Below are 16,313 nucleotides of genomic sequence, written 5' to 3'. Positions count from 1 at the left end.
AATCTGATTTCAATAACCGTTTTTTATCTGAAATGGACAATACTTTTTTAACTGTTGCCGAGAATATCAAAACCCGTCGTACCGTAAAACCAGCCATGATGAATGGTCATAAGGCACCAAACGGTCATATCGCCGCCCTGCTGGAACTTGCCGACTGGGCGCCAACCCATGGTTTCACCGAGCCCTGGCGCTTTATTGTTTATGAAAACCCCGATCAGTTTTGTGCCGAACATGCCGAAGTTTATAAACAGAGCGTATCTGCCGAAGAATTTAATGAGGCTGCATACAATAACCTGAAAACCCTGGGCAGCAAAGTTTCGCATGTAATTATTACGGTAATGCAGCGCGGCGATCTGCCGAAAATACCGCCGTTCGAGGAAGTTGCAGCTGTGTCGAGCGCTATTCAGAATATCCTTTTAGGTGCAACCGCCTTAAATATGGCCTCCTTCTGGAGTACCGGCGGTGCTATCCTGAAACCCGCTTTTAAAGAATTTTTGAATTTGCGGGATGAAGATAATGTAATGGGCGTATTATATCTTGGTTATGCCGACCAGTATCCCGAAGGTAAACGCACTATTCCGCTTGAAAATAAAATTAAATGGGTTAAATAAATTTAATCTATAACCTTTCCTTTTTTCGCTCCGTATAACAGTTTAAAATATTGCTTATTTTTAAATTTATTTTCATTTTAGTAAAAAATATCATGTTGCTGATTTGGATTTCAAGTTTTAAAGTATATTTTTGTATTAATCTGTTAATAGCAGGTTAACCTTTTATCCAAACCCTGTTACTATACCCTAATTAATTAAAATTAAATTAAACTCAGGAAAGCGTATGAGGAAACATTTTTTGTGGGTCACTATGTCGATTTTTTTTCTTTCAGCAACAATTTTAAGCTGGAAATCGGATGGTGCAAACAGATCAGTGAGCGTAAGGAAAGAAAATGCAACGTTTACAACTAAAGAACTATTTGAGCAATACGTTAATAATTTATATGAGGCAGCGCGCCTTAAAGAGGCTGGTTTAGCTTTTAATGTGTTTGAAAAAGCTGTAACAGGCTATAACAATCTGAAGCTTTCGCACCAGGTACCTCAAAGCAGTGACGTGCTCACGGTGGTTGATTTCTCCAAATCAAGCCGTGAAAAGCGTATGTGGATTATAAATTTGTTAAACAAACAGCTGGTGCTTAATACATGGGTCGCACATGGATCAGGCAGCGGGCAGGAAATGGCAAATCATTTTTCGGATGCCAACGATTCACATGAAAGCAGTCTCGGATTTTATGTAACTGATAAGGTTTATAATGGTAAACATGGCCGTTCACTATATCTTGATGGTATGGATGAAGGCTTTAACGGCAATGCCCGTATGCGCAGCATTGTTGTACATGGCGCTAATTATGTTGGGCCTGCTGCTATTAATGAGCAGGGATATATCGGCAGAAGCTTCGGCTGCCCCGCGGTATCGCCAAAAGTTGTTAATAAAGTTATCAATACCATTGCCGGCAAAACCGTTTTATTTATTAACGGAAACGATGAGTCTTACTATTCAAAATACCTGGATGAAACGGGGCCGCTCAACTTAATGGCGAGCGCTGATACCTCATTCAATTTTACAAAGTTTTAAAATCCAACCCAACTATAAACCAAATCATGAAGCCCGGCTTACTCAAAAGTTTGCCGGGCTCTTTTTTATTTGGCCATAAAGCTTTGCAGGTGTGCATAAAGCACTATATCTAAGCCATAAACATCCGGGCGGTATTGGATGGTGCCATTGTCATCTGCCCAGCAGGTTACATACGTGATGTAAATAGGCGTTTTCTTTGGCAAGCCTATATTGGTAGGGTTCGGTTTATCTTCAACCATATCTTTCGAAATGGTGTCGAGGGCGGCGCCTTCTCCAAACAGGTTTTGTGCCAGGCCAAGCGGATCACCTAATCGTACACAGCCGTGACTTACTGCACGCATAGCATGTCTGAATGCTTCTTTATTAGGTGTATCGTGCAGATAAACGCTGCTGCGGTTTTTAAACAGAAACTTTATTTTACCCAGCGAGTTGTCTTCTCCGGGGCGTTGTTTAAACTCGTATTCCAGATTGTCGGGCGTAACCTGCGACCAGTCGATGGTTTCCGGGTCTTCAATCCTTTTACCGTCCTTAAAAACATCTATGTTTTTGTTGGAGAGATAGTAACGGTCCTCGGCAGCCTCAACAATGATTTCTTTTGTGGCAATACTACGGGGAATATTCCAAATAGGGTTTACTTCAACGCTATGGATGAGGCTGTTCAGTATCGGCGTTTCCCGGGGAAAAGGTTTATCGGCCCTCGCTGTATCATCAAAATGTTCAAGTGTGTTCTGGTTTTTCATGTTTCGTCCCTGGCCTACACAAACTTTCATATTTAAAACCGATTTGCCATCTTCCATAACGTCAAGCCTGAAATCGGGGATATTTACAATCACATATTTGGGTTCAAACGGTTTATTTCTCCAACGCAGCCGCTCCAGGCTAACCAATAAGTAGCGTTTACTCTCCTCGCGGGAAAGGCCTTCGATAGTTGCACTGTCCCTGTATGCTTTTTGCAACGCTAAATATTGAGGGCTTTTGGGTTGGATACTGTCAAGGAATGTTTTAAAATCTGCCCGGTTTAAAGTCGCAAGCATCGTTGTGCTATCGGGCCGGCGGGTGGCCATAAAATACCTCGAGTAGATCTTTTTAGGATTGATCACTCCGTATTGCAACGCATTGGAGTATTTTATCAAAGCGCCCGCTGTTAACACCTCAAGTTTGGCAACAGTTTCATAGGCTTCATCAATTGTTTTTATAGCCTTTTTGTCTTTGAGTTTGGCTACAAGTGCTTTGATCTCTGCCGATGGATACACAGTTGGATCGAGGCCGTGTTCATTGATTTTATCAAGATATTCTGTTAAAGCTTCGAGATCACCATTGTTTAAGTGGTTTATAACTAAAAGGGGCCGGTATTCGTTCTTTTTGAAAAATGATTCGATAACCAGCGGATTAGCTGTCTTGGACCGGTATTTTGTGAATACTCTTTTAAAAACAGGGATGTATCCTTCAGTATCTGCCTTTTTAAAAATTTCATTTTGTGTGATCCTGAACATATCTTCAGCAATCATTTCATGCTTTTTCTTGCAGCTTTGTAATACAGCAGGTAAAACCAAACACGCGGAAAGTATAATCGGGATAAAGTGTTTCCTAAAGGGAATAGGTATCATATAGACGAAAGATAGTTAAATATTGCTTATGAATAGCAATAGCCATACCATAAACGGCCGCGCTTTTTATTTATTTTTGAACAAAGCCCGTTATCGCCTTTAAGCCGAATAGCCTGTTTAATTAAAATGAAAAAACTACTCCCGCTTGCTCTCATCATATCATTGCCTTTCATGGCATTAGCACAAAGTTTTAAACCAGTAAATAAAGAAGCATCGCTTGAGGTAAATAAATTGCTTAGCTTCCTTTATAATATAAAAGGCAAGCATATCTTATCAGGGCAGCAAAATTATAACAGTGATCGTGACGTTTTTTCAGACAGTGCCAAGTCAATTACAGGACAATATCCTGCCGTTTGGGGCTCTGATTTCATGCTTTGGGGAGACAAAGATCTGGGGCAGGACCTGGTAAACGAAGCTAAGCAAAAATGGCAGGATGGCTATCTGGTAACACTCATGTGGCACCAGGGGCGCCCTTTGGATAACCCGCCATATGATTGGAAGCAAAGTATTCAGGGCAAAATAACTGATGCCCAATGGAAACAGTTAGTTACACCCAATACCGATCTGAATAAAAAATGGCTTGCCCAAATTGACGTGGTAGCTGGTTACCTGAAACAGCTCAGGGATGCCCATGTACCTGTTTTGTGGCGGCCTTATCATGAAATGAACGGCGTATGGTTTTGGTGGGGAAACAAAAAAGGGAACGACGGTATCATCAAGCTCTGGAAAATGATGTACGATCGGTATACCAATTATCATCATTTAAATAATCTGATTTGGGTATGGGGCCCAAACGGTTTGCGCGACCTTCCATTAGATGAAGCGTATGACTATAAAGACTTTTATCCGGGCGCCGATTACGTAGACATTTTAGGTGCTGATATCTATCATTTCGATTATGAACAACGGGATTATAACGATTTGCTAAAGGTCGCTAATGGCAAGGTTATTGCGCTGACAGAAACCGGCGAACTTCCAAAACCCGAAATTCTGGCAGCCCAACCCGAATGGGCCTGGTTTATGGTGTGGACGAGCTGGCTTTGGACTGATAATACACATGAGCGCGTAAGAACCATTTATGGTTTGCCTCAAACGCTGAATCATGAACAAGTGAAAACCATGTTAAATAAAAACTAATGTCTACTCAAAAATTACCTGAAGTTTGGCTTCGTGGGCCGCTGGATGATGTGCCGGCCCTGCTTCATTCCGTTGCACACGCGCTGTTACAGGCAAGGGAAGAACTTAATGAATTGATGATCGATTTTCCGGAAAAGCTGCTGTGGGAAAAGCTTGCCGGCATGGCTTCGCCGGGTTTTCATTTGCAACACCTCACCGGGGTACTTAACCGGCTTTTTACCTATGCAAAAGGTGAAGCGCTTAGTGCGGCACAACTAAATTATCTTGCAGCCGAAGGTAAACCTGGTGAACATATCATCGGCGTAGCTGATTTGATAAAGGCGTTTAATAATCAGGTAGATAGTGCTATTGATCAACTTAAAGCTACCGATGCAAATACATTAACCGAGTGGAGAGGAGTAGGCCGGGCGCAATTACCATCAACAGTTATCGGCTTGTACACGCATTCGGCTGAGCATACCATGCGCCATCTCGGGCAGCTTTTGGTTACGGTAAAGGTGCTTAAGCAACAATAGCGGCCGCGTCTTTAAGATTTTGTGAGCGATAGGTTACCTGGGCGTTTGGATGTTTATTTTCGGGATCGTATAGAAAAGTATCGATACCCAATTCGCTTGCAGCTTTTATTTCAGATTCCGGATCATCTCCAATAATAAGTACATCTTTGGGTTTGTAATCATATTTCTCTAATATCGACGCAAAAATATCTTTCTTGGTGAGGGGCGAAAGTTCAGGGTCAACAATGTGGATAGCTTCAAAATCTGCTTCAATGTTCAGCATTTTAACTTTGCTCCATTGCAGTTTGGTAAAACCTGTGGTAACCAAAAATTTGGTAACCTTTGCTTCGCGGATATGTTTATAATCATCAAAAGGCTGCATTGGCCGGTTGTACTCGATGTTATTTAATAGTTCGAGCCCTTTGTTTTTAACGAGTTCGCTAAATTGGTACTTGTCTGCCACCTTTTGATATGGGATGCGCTTCAAATCCTCCTTTGCTTTGTTGATATGATCAATACCTTCGCCGGCTATATGCTGATCAAGAAAATTGAACAGTTCGTTAAACAAATGATCGGCAATGGAACTTACCGGGTATATGGTATTATCAAGATCTAATATGATGGCTTTTTTCATGATAGCAAATTAAGGTAAAACAGGTACTCGTTTAGTGGTATATATTGACCGTTTCATGATCAAATATCCGCAGGCCACAATCAGGCAAACGCCACCCAATAGCCACCAAAGCATTTCAAACCCTCCATAGGCGATAACCTGGCTACCCAAAAATGGAGCGATGATCTGCGCGCCGGCCCATGACATGCTATATAACGCGGCATACTCACCACGGTTACGCACATTTGAACGGCTTATCCAAAACGTGTTCATAAATGGCATGGAAAGCATTTCACCCATTGTTATCATGCATACAATTAATATGGCTACCAAAGGCACATGCGGCATCAGGTTAAGTAATGCAAAGCCGGCACCGGTAACTAAAATGCCGGAGATGATGTAAGATAAAGCATGGCGTTTACCCTCGAGCCAGTTAATTAGTATCATCTCAACAAGCACGATGAGTATACCATTCAATGCCAGCAGAAAGCCGATAAAACGCTCGTTAAAATGCCATTGTATTTTATAAAATACAGGCTGCATAATAAAAAACTGGAAAAAACAAGTTGCGAACAGGGTTGCCAATAAGATAAACACCAAGTAAAGCCCATCTTTATAAGCCGATGAAACCACTTCATCAAAACCGGCCACTGCTTCTTTGATTGTTTTTGCCACTTTTGAACGGGGCATCAAGGTGAGCAATAATATACCTGCCGCGATATTTGTACAACCATCTACCCAAAAAAGCAAATGATAATTTATAGATGCCAATAATCCCCCTAAGCCGCCGCCAAAAGCCCAGCCTAAGTTTGTAGCCAACCGATTAAGTGAGTAGGAGCGCGTTTTGTTTTCTTCTGTACTGTAATGTGCTATAGCCGTTGAATTGGCAGGTCTGAATGATTCGTTGCAAATGCTCAACACGAGGGTGAAAATGGCCATGCTGATGAAATTGGTTTGATAACCAAGGATCAAAAATAGTAATCCGCCGGTAAGCAATGCCCCAACCTGCAAGTCATAAAAGCCTATTTTATTGATCAGCTTACCACCGATGAAGCCGCCGGAAACAGCACCCACGCCAAAAATAGCCATAATATATCCCGACTGCTCAATGGTAAAATGCAGCTGCCTGATGGTATAAATGGTCATGAAAGGTACAACCATGGTGCCACTACGGTTAATAAGCATTACGATGCTCAGGTACCAGCTGTTTTTTGATAGTCCGCTATAGGCTTGTTTGTATAATTGGATAATTGAGATAAGCATGGCTTTACAAAGGTAGGTTATTGGACTGAAAGCTTAAAGCAGAAAGCCAAAAGCAAAAGAAGCTTGGTGAAAATAAAAGGCCGAAAACTCAAAATGTTCTCAGTGGAACGCTTTAAGATTTCGGCTTTTTGCTTTAGGCTAACTGAGCGCTTTTAGCTTAAACGGGCGTTTCTGTTCCTGAGCCAATGATCGGCTAATACAAGGGCTGCCATGGCTTCAACAATAGATACGGCGCGCGGAACTACGCAGGGGTCGTGACGACCTTTGCCTGATATTTCGGCAGCGTTGCCTTCGCTATCAATTGTGGCCTGGTTTTTCATGATGGTGGCTACAGGTTTAAAGGCTACCTTAAATTCGATAGGCATACCATTGCTAATGCCTCCCTGGATCCCGCCCGAGAAATTGGTAATGGTTTGTATATCGCCCAGGTGCGATTTTACAAAGATATCGTTATGCTCAGATCCTCGCATTTCGCTGCCTTCAAAGCCAGAACCAAATTCAAAGCCATGAACGGCATTGATGCTTAGCATCGCTTTGCCCAAATCGGCATGCAGTTTATCAAACACAGGGTCGCCAAGGCCTACCGGGCAGTTTTTTATATAGCAGCTGATCTTGCCGCCAACGGTATCGCCATCTTTACGCACACTATCAATAAATTCGATCATCTCTTCGGCTGTTGCCGGATCAGCGCAGCGCACAATGTTTTTTTCGCGTTCCTCAATAAACTCAATCGGATCGTTTATAAATACATTAGGTGCGTTGATCTTACCTACGCTGCTTACATGGGCAACAATTTCTATACCCTGTGTTTTAAGCAGCAGTTTGGCCAAAGCGCCTGCCGCAACGCGGGCGGCAGTTTCGCGTGCAGAGGAACGGCCGCCGCCGCGATGGTCGCGAATGCCATATTTGGTTTGATAGGTATAATCGGCATGCGACGGGCGATATACATCCACGTTGTGGCCGTAATCTTTTGAACGCTGGTCTTCATTGGGGATCAGCATAGCAATAGGGGTGCCCGTAGTTTTATCTTCAAATACACCCGAAAGGATTTTTACCGTGTCGCTTTCCTTACGCTGGGTAGTGATCTTTGACTGGCCAGGCTTACGTTTATCCAGTTCGCCCTGGATATAATCAAGATCAACTTGTAAGCCGGCCGGGCATCCGTCAATAATTACACCGATGGCCTCGCCATGTGATTCGCCAAAAGTAGTTATCCTGAATATTTGCCCGAATGAATTGCCTGCCATAGTTTTAGATATGAAATGTTAGATGGGAGACAGGAGAAAATCCTATCTGAATATCTTTAATTGGTTATTTTATAACTGTCATTGTAAAATCCAGATTTACGAAGTTTTCAAAACTTCGTAAATCTGGATCTCGCTTGAGATTGCTTTGTTCCCGTAATAACGCACTTTTGTACGTTTGCGTTAGGCTTTCTGCCTTCAGCTTTAAGCTTCCTTCTCTTCCACTTCAAACCCCTGCTTTTCCAGGTCATTCCAAAAAGCGGGATATGATTTATCAACTACCGGCCCGTTCTCAAATTCCATTTGCGGAAGAATGAGAGCCAGCGGCGCGAAGGCCATTGCCATGCGGTGGTCATGATAAGTATTGATGAAGATACTATCAGGTATAAATTTCCCGCTGCAATCAAGCGTGTAAACTTCATCTTTTTCAATCAGTTTAACACCCATTTTGCCAAGCTCTGTTTGCAGGGCCAGGATGCGGTCGGTTTCTTTGATCTTTAAAGTTTCAAGGCCGGTAAAAGATGCTTCATGATTAAGCGCTGCGCAAACAACAATTACTGTTTGTGCCAGGTCGGGGCATTCTTTCAGGTCAAACTCACGGCGGGAGATAGGTTTGTTCTCTTTTTTAAGATGAACGCCACCATTCCTGAACTGCGAAGTAATACCAAAGTTAGCCATGATTTCGGTGATCACGCTGTCGCCCTGTAAACTGTAAGGAGTAAGGCCTGTTAAAAACAGTTCGGCCTCATCTGCAAGCGCAGCAATAGCGTACCAGTAGGAAGCGGCGCTCCAATCAGGTTCAACATGTAATGATGTTGTTGTAAATTCCTGGTTAGCAATTGCAATGAGATTGTCTTGCCAGGTATGCTTGATACCGGCGGTTTCCAGCATGGCCAGGGTCATTTCAACATAAGGGCGCGAAGTTAATTCACCTTCAATATGCAGCTCCAGGCCTAAAGGTAAAGCCGGGGCAATAAGTAATAATGCGGTAATGAATTGGCTGCTGATATTGCCTTTAATACTGATTTTACCGGTTTGTTGTTTAAAGCCGCCTTTCAGTTTAATCGGTGGGTACCCATCATTTTCTTCATAATCAATATTGGCACCCAGCACGCGCAATGCATCAACCAATATACCTATTGGTCTTTCCTTCATGCGTTTACTGCCGGTTAGGATCACCTCATCTTCCTGAATAGCATAATAAGCAGTCAAAAAACGCATAGCCGTGCCTGCCGGGCCGATATCAACAATTTCGGATTTGCAATTTGCTATTTCGGAATTAGAAGAGGCATCTCCTGCCAAAACCTCTTGACTCTTGGCTCTTGATTCTTGACTCTTCCTTAAGATACCTGCCAATAAAACAGCATCGGCAGCGTCAGATACATTTTCAACGTGTACTTTGCCTTCGCTTAGTGCTTCGATAATAAGGGCCCGGTTACACTCACTTTTTGAACCTGTGAGGTTAACCGTACCATTAACGATCTTGTTGTTTCTTTTAAGAATGATGTTTTGCATCATTATAAAATTAAGCGTGTGTAAGTTTTTCTGCTGCCTGACCTTGAGCGGCGCCTGCGTTCATTACCTCTGTTTGCCTGCGGATAGATTCGTTGTGAACCAGTTCAAGCAGTTTTTCGGTGAACTCGGCGCTTAATTTCAATGCTTTACCGTAAGTAGTACGTTTTTGCAGGATCTCATCCCAACGGCCAACTTGCAAAATGGTTATATCGTTGTCTTTTTTGTACTGACCGATTTTTTCTGCAATCTGCATACGCTCAGCAATTTTTTGGATCACCAGGTCATCGATTTTGTCAATCTGGTTACGTAGTTCAGCCAGTTTATCGCTCACTTCAGAGTTTTTAACTTCTGGCTTACGTAAAGTTAAATGGTCAATGATATCAGCAAGGGCAGCAGGAGTAACCTGTTGTTTAGCATCTGTCCATGCTACGCTTGGATCGATATGTGATTCGATCATTAAGCCTTGCATATCAAGATCTAAAGCTTTTTGTGACACATAACCGATCAGATCCCGGTTACCTGAAATGTGACTTGGGTCGTTAATCAAAGGTAATTCAGGAGCCAGTGTTTTTAAGGCAATAGCAACATCCCACATTGGTTCGTTACGAAAAGCTGATTTTTCATAAGATGAGAAACCACGGTGAATTGCAGCTAATTTGGTAATACCGGCGTTGTTGATACGCTCTAATGCGCCAACCCATAATGAAAGATCAGGATTTACCGGGTTTTTAACCATTACAGGCACATCAACACCTTTTAAAGCATCAGCAATTTCCTGAACGGTGAAAGGGTTAGCTGTTGAACGTGCACCTACCCAAAGGATATCAACACCCGCTTTTAAAGCTTCTTCAACGTGTTTTGCAGTAGCAACCTCAACAGCAGTTGGCAAGCCTGTTTCTTCTTTGGCCCGTTTTAACCACTCCAAACCAATGCTGCCAATACCTTCAAACTCACCCGGACGGGTACGTGGTTTCCAAATACCTGCACGCAAAGCTGAGATTTTACCTGTTTGGGCTAATAAATGAGCTGTAGCTACTAATTGTTCTTCTGTTTCAGCGCTGCAAGGGCCTGAAATAACCAAAGGTTCCTTACCTGTTTTAATCCAGGTGTTAAGCGGCTGTATGTTTAAATTTAGTTTCATCGTTTTTTTGTTTGTCCGGTGGTAGCCGGGAGTGTTAGTTGATAATTTAAATTATTTAGTTTTTTGGGTTCTGTTTGCCAATTGTCTTTATTATACACTACGCCTGATATTGATATACTTGCGGATGCTCCGTTCGGCCCGGCGAGGTTTTGGGCTCACCGCATGCTCATCATCGTGCCTTTCGTACTCGCCAAGGATATTGAAGTTATGGGTGTACTTAAGGATCTGCCTTATGGAAGCGTCATATTGTTTTTGCTCCTCCCATTCTATATCTACATAAAAATTGTACTCGTTGCGCTTGCCCAAAATTGGCATCGACTGAATTTTGCTCATATTTACGCCTTCTTCGGCAAAAATATTAAGCACTTTAGCCAATGCACCAACTTTGTTACTCACCTGGAAGCATAAAGAAGCTTTGTTAGCCGGTTTCTTCTCGATATTATCATGATGGGTAAGGATCAGAAAACGGGTAAAGTTTCTTTTGTTCGATTCGATGCGACGCTCCAAAACATCCAGGCCGTAAAGTTTCGCGGCTAAGGAATTTGCAATAGCAACCGTATCTGTTAGCTGCTCATCCCTAATGCGTTTAGCACAGGCCGCGGTATCACTGCTTTCCACAATTTTAAGGTGTGGATACTCATCAAAAAAATCAACACACTGGCGCAAAGCAATAGGGTGGGAGGTTACATATTTAATATCCTCGAATTTTACCCCGGGTAAAGCCATCAGGTGCAGCTGGATGGGCAGGTAAATTTCACCAACTACGGGAAAGCCATAATCAAGCAGCAAGGTATAGTTTGGCAGGATGCTGCCGGCAATGCTATTTTCGATAGCCATTACCACATAATCAGCCTCACGGTTTTTTAAACTTTCAAACGTTTGTTTGAAAGAGTTGCATTCAATGGTCTCGGTGTTTTCGCCGAAGTATCTCAATGCAGCTTCTTCGTGAAAAGAGGCCCGGATACCCTGAATTGCGACTTTTGGTTGTTCTATTTTCATAAACCTGCTTAAAGCAAAAAGTCCCGGCTGGTGGGCCGGGACTTTTTAGTTTTTTTATATGTTTGTTTTGTACATATTAGTCCCGGCTCTCACTGGTAAAGTAAAAGTAGTAGCCAAAGAAGTATGCACCTGTTAATTTCATTTGCTTTTTTATTACGACGTAAATGTACGGTAAAAAAAGAGTTTGTCAATAGAAAATTTTATTTTTTGTAAAAAATAATAGGTCAACCAAATTAAATTCTGTGTTCGGCACTTTGGGAGCGTTTGAAAAGAGAATTTTGGGGATAGATTATCTTTATTCCCCAATTTTCCGGAAACTTCTGAATAAGATCCTATCATGGATTAACATCTTAGGTTGTATAAATTCTCCGTTTTTGAACCTGATTTGTACGTTACCCATATTCCGGTCGCTCGTCGTTGTTCTATGAGCAAGTTCTGCTACGTCGGCTTTATTGTACTCTTTAATGTGTTTTTCGTCAATCCCGTAATAGAATAAGTGGTTGCCACGTGATATTCGCAAATACTGATTACGACCTTTTATCGCTACAGAGGCTATACTGCCAATAAATATCCCCAGTCGTCCAAGAATTATTAAGAGAAGCGTTATTGGATACGAACCACTGCCAATATGAAGTACGCTTGCACAAAATGCTGAAATGGCAAATAATAGATATATTGAGAAAAAAGCTGCAAGAACAAATATTCTCACCGGGTTAACTCTATAGATAAAGTCACTGGTCATGAAATGTGGTTGATTCCCGATATTAAAGAAGTGTTTTTCAAATGAACTCAGATTGAGTGTCTGCTCAAAAAGTCGTGCAGGAGTTTGGATGTTAATTGAAACATGGTTTATAGTACTTTCAGATAAACAAAAGAAGCCGTGCATTTGCTACGGCTTCTTTTGTTTTAAGAGGATCTTTTAAATTCTTATCAGAGATTTCTATTAGTCTCTCATATTAATGTATTGCAATGGCTGGCCAAAATCCTCGGAACGGCAAAGGCTGATAACAGATTGCAGGTCGTCAATCTTTTTTCCTTGCACCCGCACCTGGTCGTCCATGATAGAGGCTTGCACTTTAAGACCGCTATCTTTAATTTTCTTTACTATCTTTTTAGCAGCTTCCTTATCTATACCTTCCCTGATCTTGATTTCCTTACGGATCATGTTGCCCGATGCATATTGCTCTTTGCCAAAATCCAACGCTTTGGGGTCAAGATGTTGTTTAACCATCCGGCTTATGATGCTGTCTTGTATGGCTTTAAGGCGCATATCGTTTTCAGTAACTATGGTAACCTGGTTTGTTTTTTTATCAAGATCGATAGTGCTTTTTGAATCGTTAAAGTCGTAACGATTAAGAATCTCTTTTTTGGCGGTATTTATAGCGTTATCAAGCGTTTGCCCGTCTATTTTACTAACTATATCAAATGTTGGCATAAGTAGTGTGTTGGTTATAAAAGTTTTGCAAAACTAATGTATTGTTAACATACAGCGCAATATTGCAACAAATTGTTTAATTTCTGCAATAAATAATGATGAATGAAAACAGGTTAATTCCTCATGAGTTAATATTAAGTTAACAAATAAATAAGCAGATTTGTAACATCTGGCTGTAAAGCGAGAAATTTTTATGGATAAACAGGTTCCCTTAATTAACAGAGAAATAAGCTGGCTATATTTTAACGATAGGGTTTTGCAAGAAGCGGCCGACCCAACCGTCCCCCTGATAGACCGGATTAGGTTCTTAGCTATATTTTCATCTAACCTTGACGAATTTTACAGGGTGAGGGTTGCTACACTAAGCCGTTTAGCTGCACTCAACGAAAAATCGAAAGAGATACTTGGTTATAACCCTAAAAAGATCCTTAACCAGATCAAGAATATTGTAGTAAGGCAGGAACGTAAATTCAACAACCTGTACGAAAACATTATTGTCAAACAGCTGGCCGAAGAAAAGATCTTTATCCTGAATGATAAACAGCTTAACGTAACCCGAGGTACTTTCGTGAAAAACTATTTCAGGGAGAAGCTGCTGGCTACATTGGTGCCTATTATGCTTAATGACACTTTACCGCTGCCTGAGCTTAGGGACAGGGCCGTTTACTTTTTTGTAAAGCTTACCACCAATAAAAAAACAAGGTTTGCCCTTATTGAGTTCCCGGATAATCTTTCACGCTTTGTTAAACTGCCTGATACCAATAACCTGAAGTTCATTATTTTGCTTGATGATATTATCAGGTACAGTTTGGAGGATATCTTTTTCATTTTTGAACATGACAGTATCGAGGCTTACTCCATCCAGCTTACCCGCGACGCGGAACTTGACCTGGATAAAGAGGTGAGTGAAAAATTTGTCGATTCACTGGCCAAGAGCCTCCAAAAGCGCAAAAAAGGTAAGCCGATGCGTTTGCTTTATGACTCAGAGATGCCTATGGATATGCTGAAATACCTGGTAGGCAAAATGGGTCTGCATGGCGAAAGTCTTATCCCGGGTAACAGGTACCATAATTTCAAGAATTTTATTTCGTTCCCCAACGTTGGCGGACCGGAGCTTGAGTATAGCAAATATATAGCACTGCCTGTGGCCGACCTTTCATTTGGTAAAAGCCTTATAGGGCTCATCGCCAAAAAGGATTACCTGGTAAGCACACCTTATCAATCGTATGATTACGTGATCCATTTTTTGCGCGAGGCCGCTATAGACCCTAAGGTAAAAGAGATCAGCATTGCTGTATATCGTTTGGCCGAAAACTCAAGAGTGGTCCATGCTTTGATCAATGCCGCTAAAAACGGCAAAAAGGTAAATTGCCTTGTAGAGTTAAGGGCCCGCTTTGATGAGCAAAACAATATTCACTGGAGTAACAGGCTTGAAGAGGAGGGCGTAACAGTATTGTACGGTGTGCCCGGTTACAAGGTGCACTCAAAAATATGTTTGGTTAGCCGTACCGAAAAAGGTAAGCTGGCTTATTATGCCTGCCTTTCAACTGGTAATTTTAATGAAAAAACAGCGCAGATCTATGCCGATCATACCCTTTTTACAGCTAACAAAAGAATCACCGATGACCTGGTGAACGTTTTCAAAGCTATCAACAAGGGATTATTACCCAAGGGGCTTAAAAGCTTAATTGTATCCCCAATTGACTCAAGGCCTGCCATTTACAGGTTGATAGATAACGAGATAAAAAACGCGAAAGCTGGCAAACAGGCATATATGATCCTGAAGATGAACAGTCTTGCTGATGAAGATCTCATTAGCAAGTTATACCAGGCGAGTAATGCAGGCGTAAAAATTAAGATGATCATCAGAGGGATGTGCTGCTTAATTGCGGGAGTGAAGGGCTATAGCGAAAATATAGAGGTGATTAGTATTGTAGATAAATACCTTGAACACGCCCGGGTACATATTTATTGCAATGGCGGCAAGGAGCTCATCTACCTTACATCGGCCGATTTCATGACCCGAAATATTGACAACCGTGTTGAAGTTGGCTTCCCGATATATGACGAAAAGCTGCAGCAGGAGATAAGGGATATTATTGATATCCAGCTTGAGGATAACACCAAAGCCCGCGAGATCAACAGTCAGAATACCAATAAATACCACAAAACAAATTCGCCCGAAAGCCACCGGGCGCAAATTGAAATATATAATTATTTAAAAAATAAAACGAAATAACATTGAGATACGCCGCCATTGATATAGGTTCAAACGCCGTGAGGCTGTTAATTGCCGACATAATTCAAAACACCGGATCGGTGTCGTTCAAAAAAAATACATTGATCCGTGTTCCGTTGCGTTTGGGAGACGATGCTTTTATACAGCAGCACATATCTGAGAAAAAAACTACAGAACTGGTTAAATCAATGGTTGCTTTTCGTAACCTGATGGATGTATATAAGGTTACCGATTATTTAGCCTGTGCAACATCGGCCATGCGCGAAGCCAAAAACGGGGAAGATATTGTGAAGCTGATTAAGGGTGAAGCTAACATCGATATTGAAATTGTACATGGATCTAAAGAAGCCAGTATCATTTATGCCAGTCATGCCGAGCAAAATATTGATAAAAGCAAAAACTACCTTTATATTGACGTAGGTGGCGGCAGTACAGAGCTTTCGCTGTTTTCGGCAGGGGAGCTGATCGTTTCGCGTTCGTTTAACATTGGCACCATCCGCATTCTTGATAACCAGGACACCGAAGAAACCTGGAACGAAATGAAGGATTTTGTGCGCGACAATACCCGTAGCTTTAAGCAATTATCGGGCATAGGTACCGGCGGCAACATTAATAAACTGTTCAGGCTATCCGAAGAAAAAGAAGATATGCCGCTAACTTTCGCTAAACTAAGATCATTATATACGTACCTGAGCTCTTTTTCACTGAAAGACAGGATCAACGTGCTTGGCCTAAACCAGGATAGGGCCGATGTAATTATTCCCGCCTGTGAAATTTATCTTACGGTAATGAAAAATGCTAATATCAAAAACATATATGTGCCCAGGGTAGGTATGGTTGATGGAATTATCCAAACTTTAATAGAAAAAAATATTCAATAAACAGGTTAAAATTATTTTAACAAATTGTTTAATAATTTAAAAAGTGTTATTATATTTGTAGTGCCCTCTCAAGGGCATGTTTTTCATAGGTAGATGTAGGGTCGGGTACAAGTTATTCG

Annotated in this window: 14 protein-coding genes; 6 read left to right on the top strand and 8 right to left on the bottom strand. The window is 41.7% G+C overall.

All coding sequences use genetic code 11. The features are described from left to right. Positions 1-32: 32 nt before the first annotated feature. Positions 33-611: a nitroreductase family protein gene (locus ABIC84_RS04705; RefSeq protein WP_354483064.1), complete on the top strand. Its 579-nt coding sequence runs from the start codon at positions 33-35 to the stop codon at positions 609-611. A gap of 250 nt (positions 612-861) precedes the next feature. Beyond that, complete coding sequence (locus ABIC84_RS04700; RefSeq protein ID WP_429262813.1) at positions 862-1,626, top strand: murein L,D-transpeptidase catalytic domain family protein; 765 nt, start codon at positions 862-864, stop codon at positions 1,624-1,626. 65 nt (positions 1,627-1,691) lie between these two features. Here ABIC84_RS04700 and ABIC84_RS04695 read toward each other — a convergent pair whose 3' ends face one another. Further along, positions 1,692-3,134, bottom strand: a complete 1,443-nt coding sequence (locus ABIC84_RS04695) for a L,D-transpeptidase family protein (RefSeq protein WP_426588242.1) — start codon at positions 3,132-3,134, stop codon at positions 1,692-1,694. 225 nt (positions 3,135-3,359) lie between these two features. On the opposite strand from ABIC84_RS04695, the gene ABIC84_RS04690 reads away from it, so the two are divergent. Both ABIC84_RS04690 and ABIC84_RS04685 read left to right on the top strand, forming a co-directional pair. Beyond that, positions 3,360-4,370, top strand: coding sequence for a glycosyl hydrolase (locus ABIC84_RS04690; protein ID WP_429262812.1), 1,011 nt, complete (start codon positions 3,360-3,362; stop codon positions 4,368-4,370). Then, positions 4,370-4,885 (top strand): DinB family protein, encoded by a 516-nt coding sequence (locus ABIC84_RS04685; protein ID WP_429262811.1) that lies wholly within the window; start codon positions 4,370-4,372, stop codon positions 4,883-4,885. The genes ABIC84_RS04690 and ABIC84_RS04685 overlap by 1 nt, the downstream gene beginning before the upstream one ends. Here ABIC84_RS04685 and ABIC84_RS04680 read toward each other — a convergent pair. The 7 genes from ABIC84_RS04680 to ABIC84_RS04650 all read right to left on the bottom strand — a co-directional run bounded on the left by ABIC84_RS04680 (position 4,872) and on the right by ABIC84_RS04650 (position 13,074). Then, positions 4,872-5,498, bottom strand: a complete 627-nt coding sequence (locus ABIC84_RS04680; protein WP_429262810.1) for an HAD family hydrolase — start codon at positions 5,496-5,498, stop codon at positions 4,872-4,874. The two genes, ABIC84_RS04685 and ABIC84_RS04680, sit on opposite strands and share 14 nt — an antisense overlap. A gap of 9 nt (positions 5,499-5,507) precedes the next feature. Then, complete coding sequence (locus ABIC84_RS04675) at positions 5,508-6,740, bottom strand: MFS transporter (RefSeq protein WP_429262809.1); 1,233 nt, start codon at positions 6,738-6,740, stop codon at positions 5,508-5,510. 152 nt (positions 6,741-6,892) lie between these two features. Then, positions 6,893-7,987 carry a chorismate synthase gene (gene aroC, locus ABIC84_RS04670; RefSeq protein ID WP_429262808.1) on the bottom strand — a complete coding sequence of 365 codons (1,095 nt, stop codon included), beginning with the start codon at positions 7,985-7,987 and terminating at the stop codon, positions 6,893-6,895. 201 nt (positions 7,988-8,188) lie between these two features. Beyond that, positions 8,189-9,502: a 3-phosphoshikimate 1-carboxyvinyltransferase gene (gene aroA, locus ABIC84_RS04665; protein WP_429262807.1), complete on the bottom strand. Its 1,314-nt coding sequence runs from the start codon at positions 9,500-9,502 to the stop codon at positions 8,189-8,191. Positions 9,503-9,509: 7 nt separating this feature from the next. After that, entirely contained in the window at positions 9,510-10,640 is a 1,131-nt protein-coding gene (locus ABIC84_RS04660) for a bifunctional 3-deoxy-7-phosphoheptulonate synthase/chorismate mutase type II (protein ID WP_110583756.1), read from the bottom strand. 90 nt (positions 10,641-10,730) lie between these two features. After that, on the bottom strand, positions 10,731-11,639 hold the full coding sequence (locus ABIC84_RS04655; protein WP_426588228.1) for a prephenate dehydratase: 909 nt from the start codon (positions 11,637-11,639) through the stop codon (positions 10,731-10,733). 943 nt (positions 11,640-12,582) lie between these two features. Beyond that, entirely contained in the window at positions 12,583-13,074 is a 492-nt protein-coding gene (locus ABIC84_RS04650; RefSeq protein ID WP_274988748.1) for a YajQ family cyclic di-GMP-binding protein, read from the bottom strand. 193 nt (positions 13,075-13,267) lie between these two features. On the opposite strand from ABIC84_RS04650, the gene ppk1 reads away from it, so the two are divergent. Further along, the gene (gene ppk1 / locus ABIC84_RS04645; RefSeq protein ID WP_426588224.1) at positions 13,268-15,313 is read left to right on the top strand and encodes a polyphosphate kinase 1; all 2,046 of its coding nucleotides are present in this window, start codon (positions 13,268-13,270) and stop codon (positions 15,311-15,313) included. Positions 15,314-15,315: 2 nt separating this feature from the next. After that, entirely contained in the window at positions 15,316-16,194 is an 879-nt protein-coding gene (locus ABIC84_RS04640; protein WP_426588222.1) for an exopolyphosphatase, read from the top strand. Positions 16,195-16,313: the final 119 nt, after the last annotated feature.

Source organism: Mucilaginibacter sp. 3215 (assembly GCF_050433785.1).
Lineage (GTDB): Bacteria > Bacteroidota > Bacteroidia > Sphingobacteriales > Sphingobacteriaceae > Mucilaginibacter.
The sequence above is the reverse complement of the archived record's forward strand: the minus strand, read 5'-3'. Positions and strand labels throughout refer to the sequence as shown.

Excerpts from the sequence above, each read along its gene's own strand:
- ABIC84_RS04660 (WP_110583756.1), bottom strand. The coding sequence starts at position 10,640 with ATGAAACTAAATTTAAACATACAGCCGCTTAACACCTGGATTAAAACA.
- ABIC84_RS04650 (WP_274988748.1), bottom strand. The coding sequence starts at position 13,074 with ATGCCAACATTTGATATAGTTAGTAAAATAGACGGGCAAACGCTTGAT.
- ABIC84_RS04685 (WP_429262811.1), top strand. The coding sequence starts at position 4,370 with ATGTCTACTCAAAAATTACCTGAAGTTTGGCTTCGTGGGCCGCTGGAT.
- ABIC84_RS04680 (WP_429262810.1), bottom strand. The coding sequence starts at position 5,498 with ATGAAAAAAGCCATCATATTAGATCTTGATAATACCATATACCCGGTA.
- ppk1 (WP_426588224.1), top strand. The coding sequence starts at position 13,268 with ATGGATAAACAGGTTCCCTTAATTAACAGAGAAATAAGCTGGCTATAT.
- aroA (WP_429262807.1), bottom strand. The coding sequence starts at position 9,502 with ATGATGCAAAACATCATTCTTAAAAGAAACAACAAGATCGTTAATGGT.
- ABIC84_RS04655 (WP_426588228.1), bottom strand. The coding sequence starts at position 11,639 with ATGAAAATAGAACAACCAAAAGTCGCAATTCAGGGTATCCGGGCCTCT.
- ABIC84_RS04705 (WP_354483064.1), top strand. The coding sequence starts at position 33 with ATGGACAATACTTTTTTAACTGTTGCCGAGAATATCAAAACCCGTCGT.
- ABIC84_RS04695 (WP_426588242.1), bottom strand. The coding sequence starts at position 3,134 with ATGATTGCTGAAGATATGTTCAGGATCACACAAAATGAAATTTTTAAA.
- aroC (WP_429262808.1), bottom strand. The coding sequence starts at position 7,987 with ATGGCAGGCAATTCATTCGGGCAAATATTCAGGATAACTACTTTTGGC.
- ABIC84_RS04690 (WP_429262812.1), top strand. The coding sequence starts at position 3,360 with ATGAAAAAACTACTCCCGCTTGCTCTCATCATATCATTGCCTTTCATG.
- ABIC84_RS04700 (WP_429262813.1), top strand. The coding sequence starts at position 862 with ATGTCGATTTTTTTTCTTTCAGCAACAATTTTAAGCTGGAAATCGGAT.
- ABIC84_RS04675 (WP_429262809.1), bottom strand. The coding sequence starts at position 6,740 with ATGCTTATCTCAATTATCCAATTATACAAACAAGCCTATAGCGGACTA.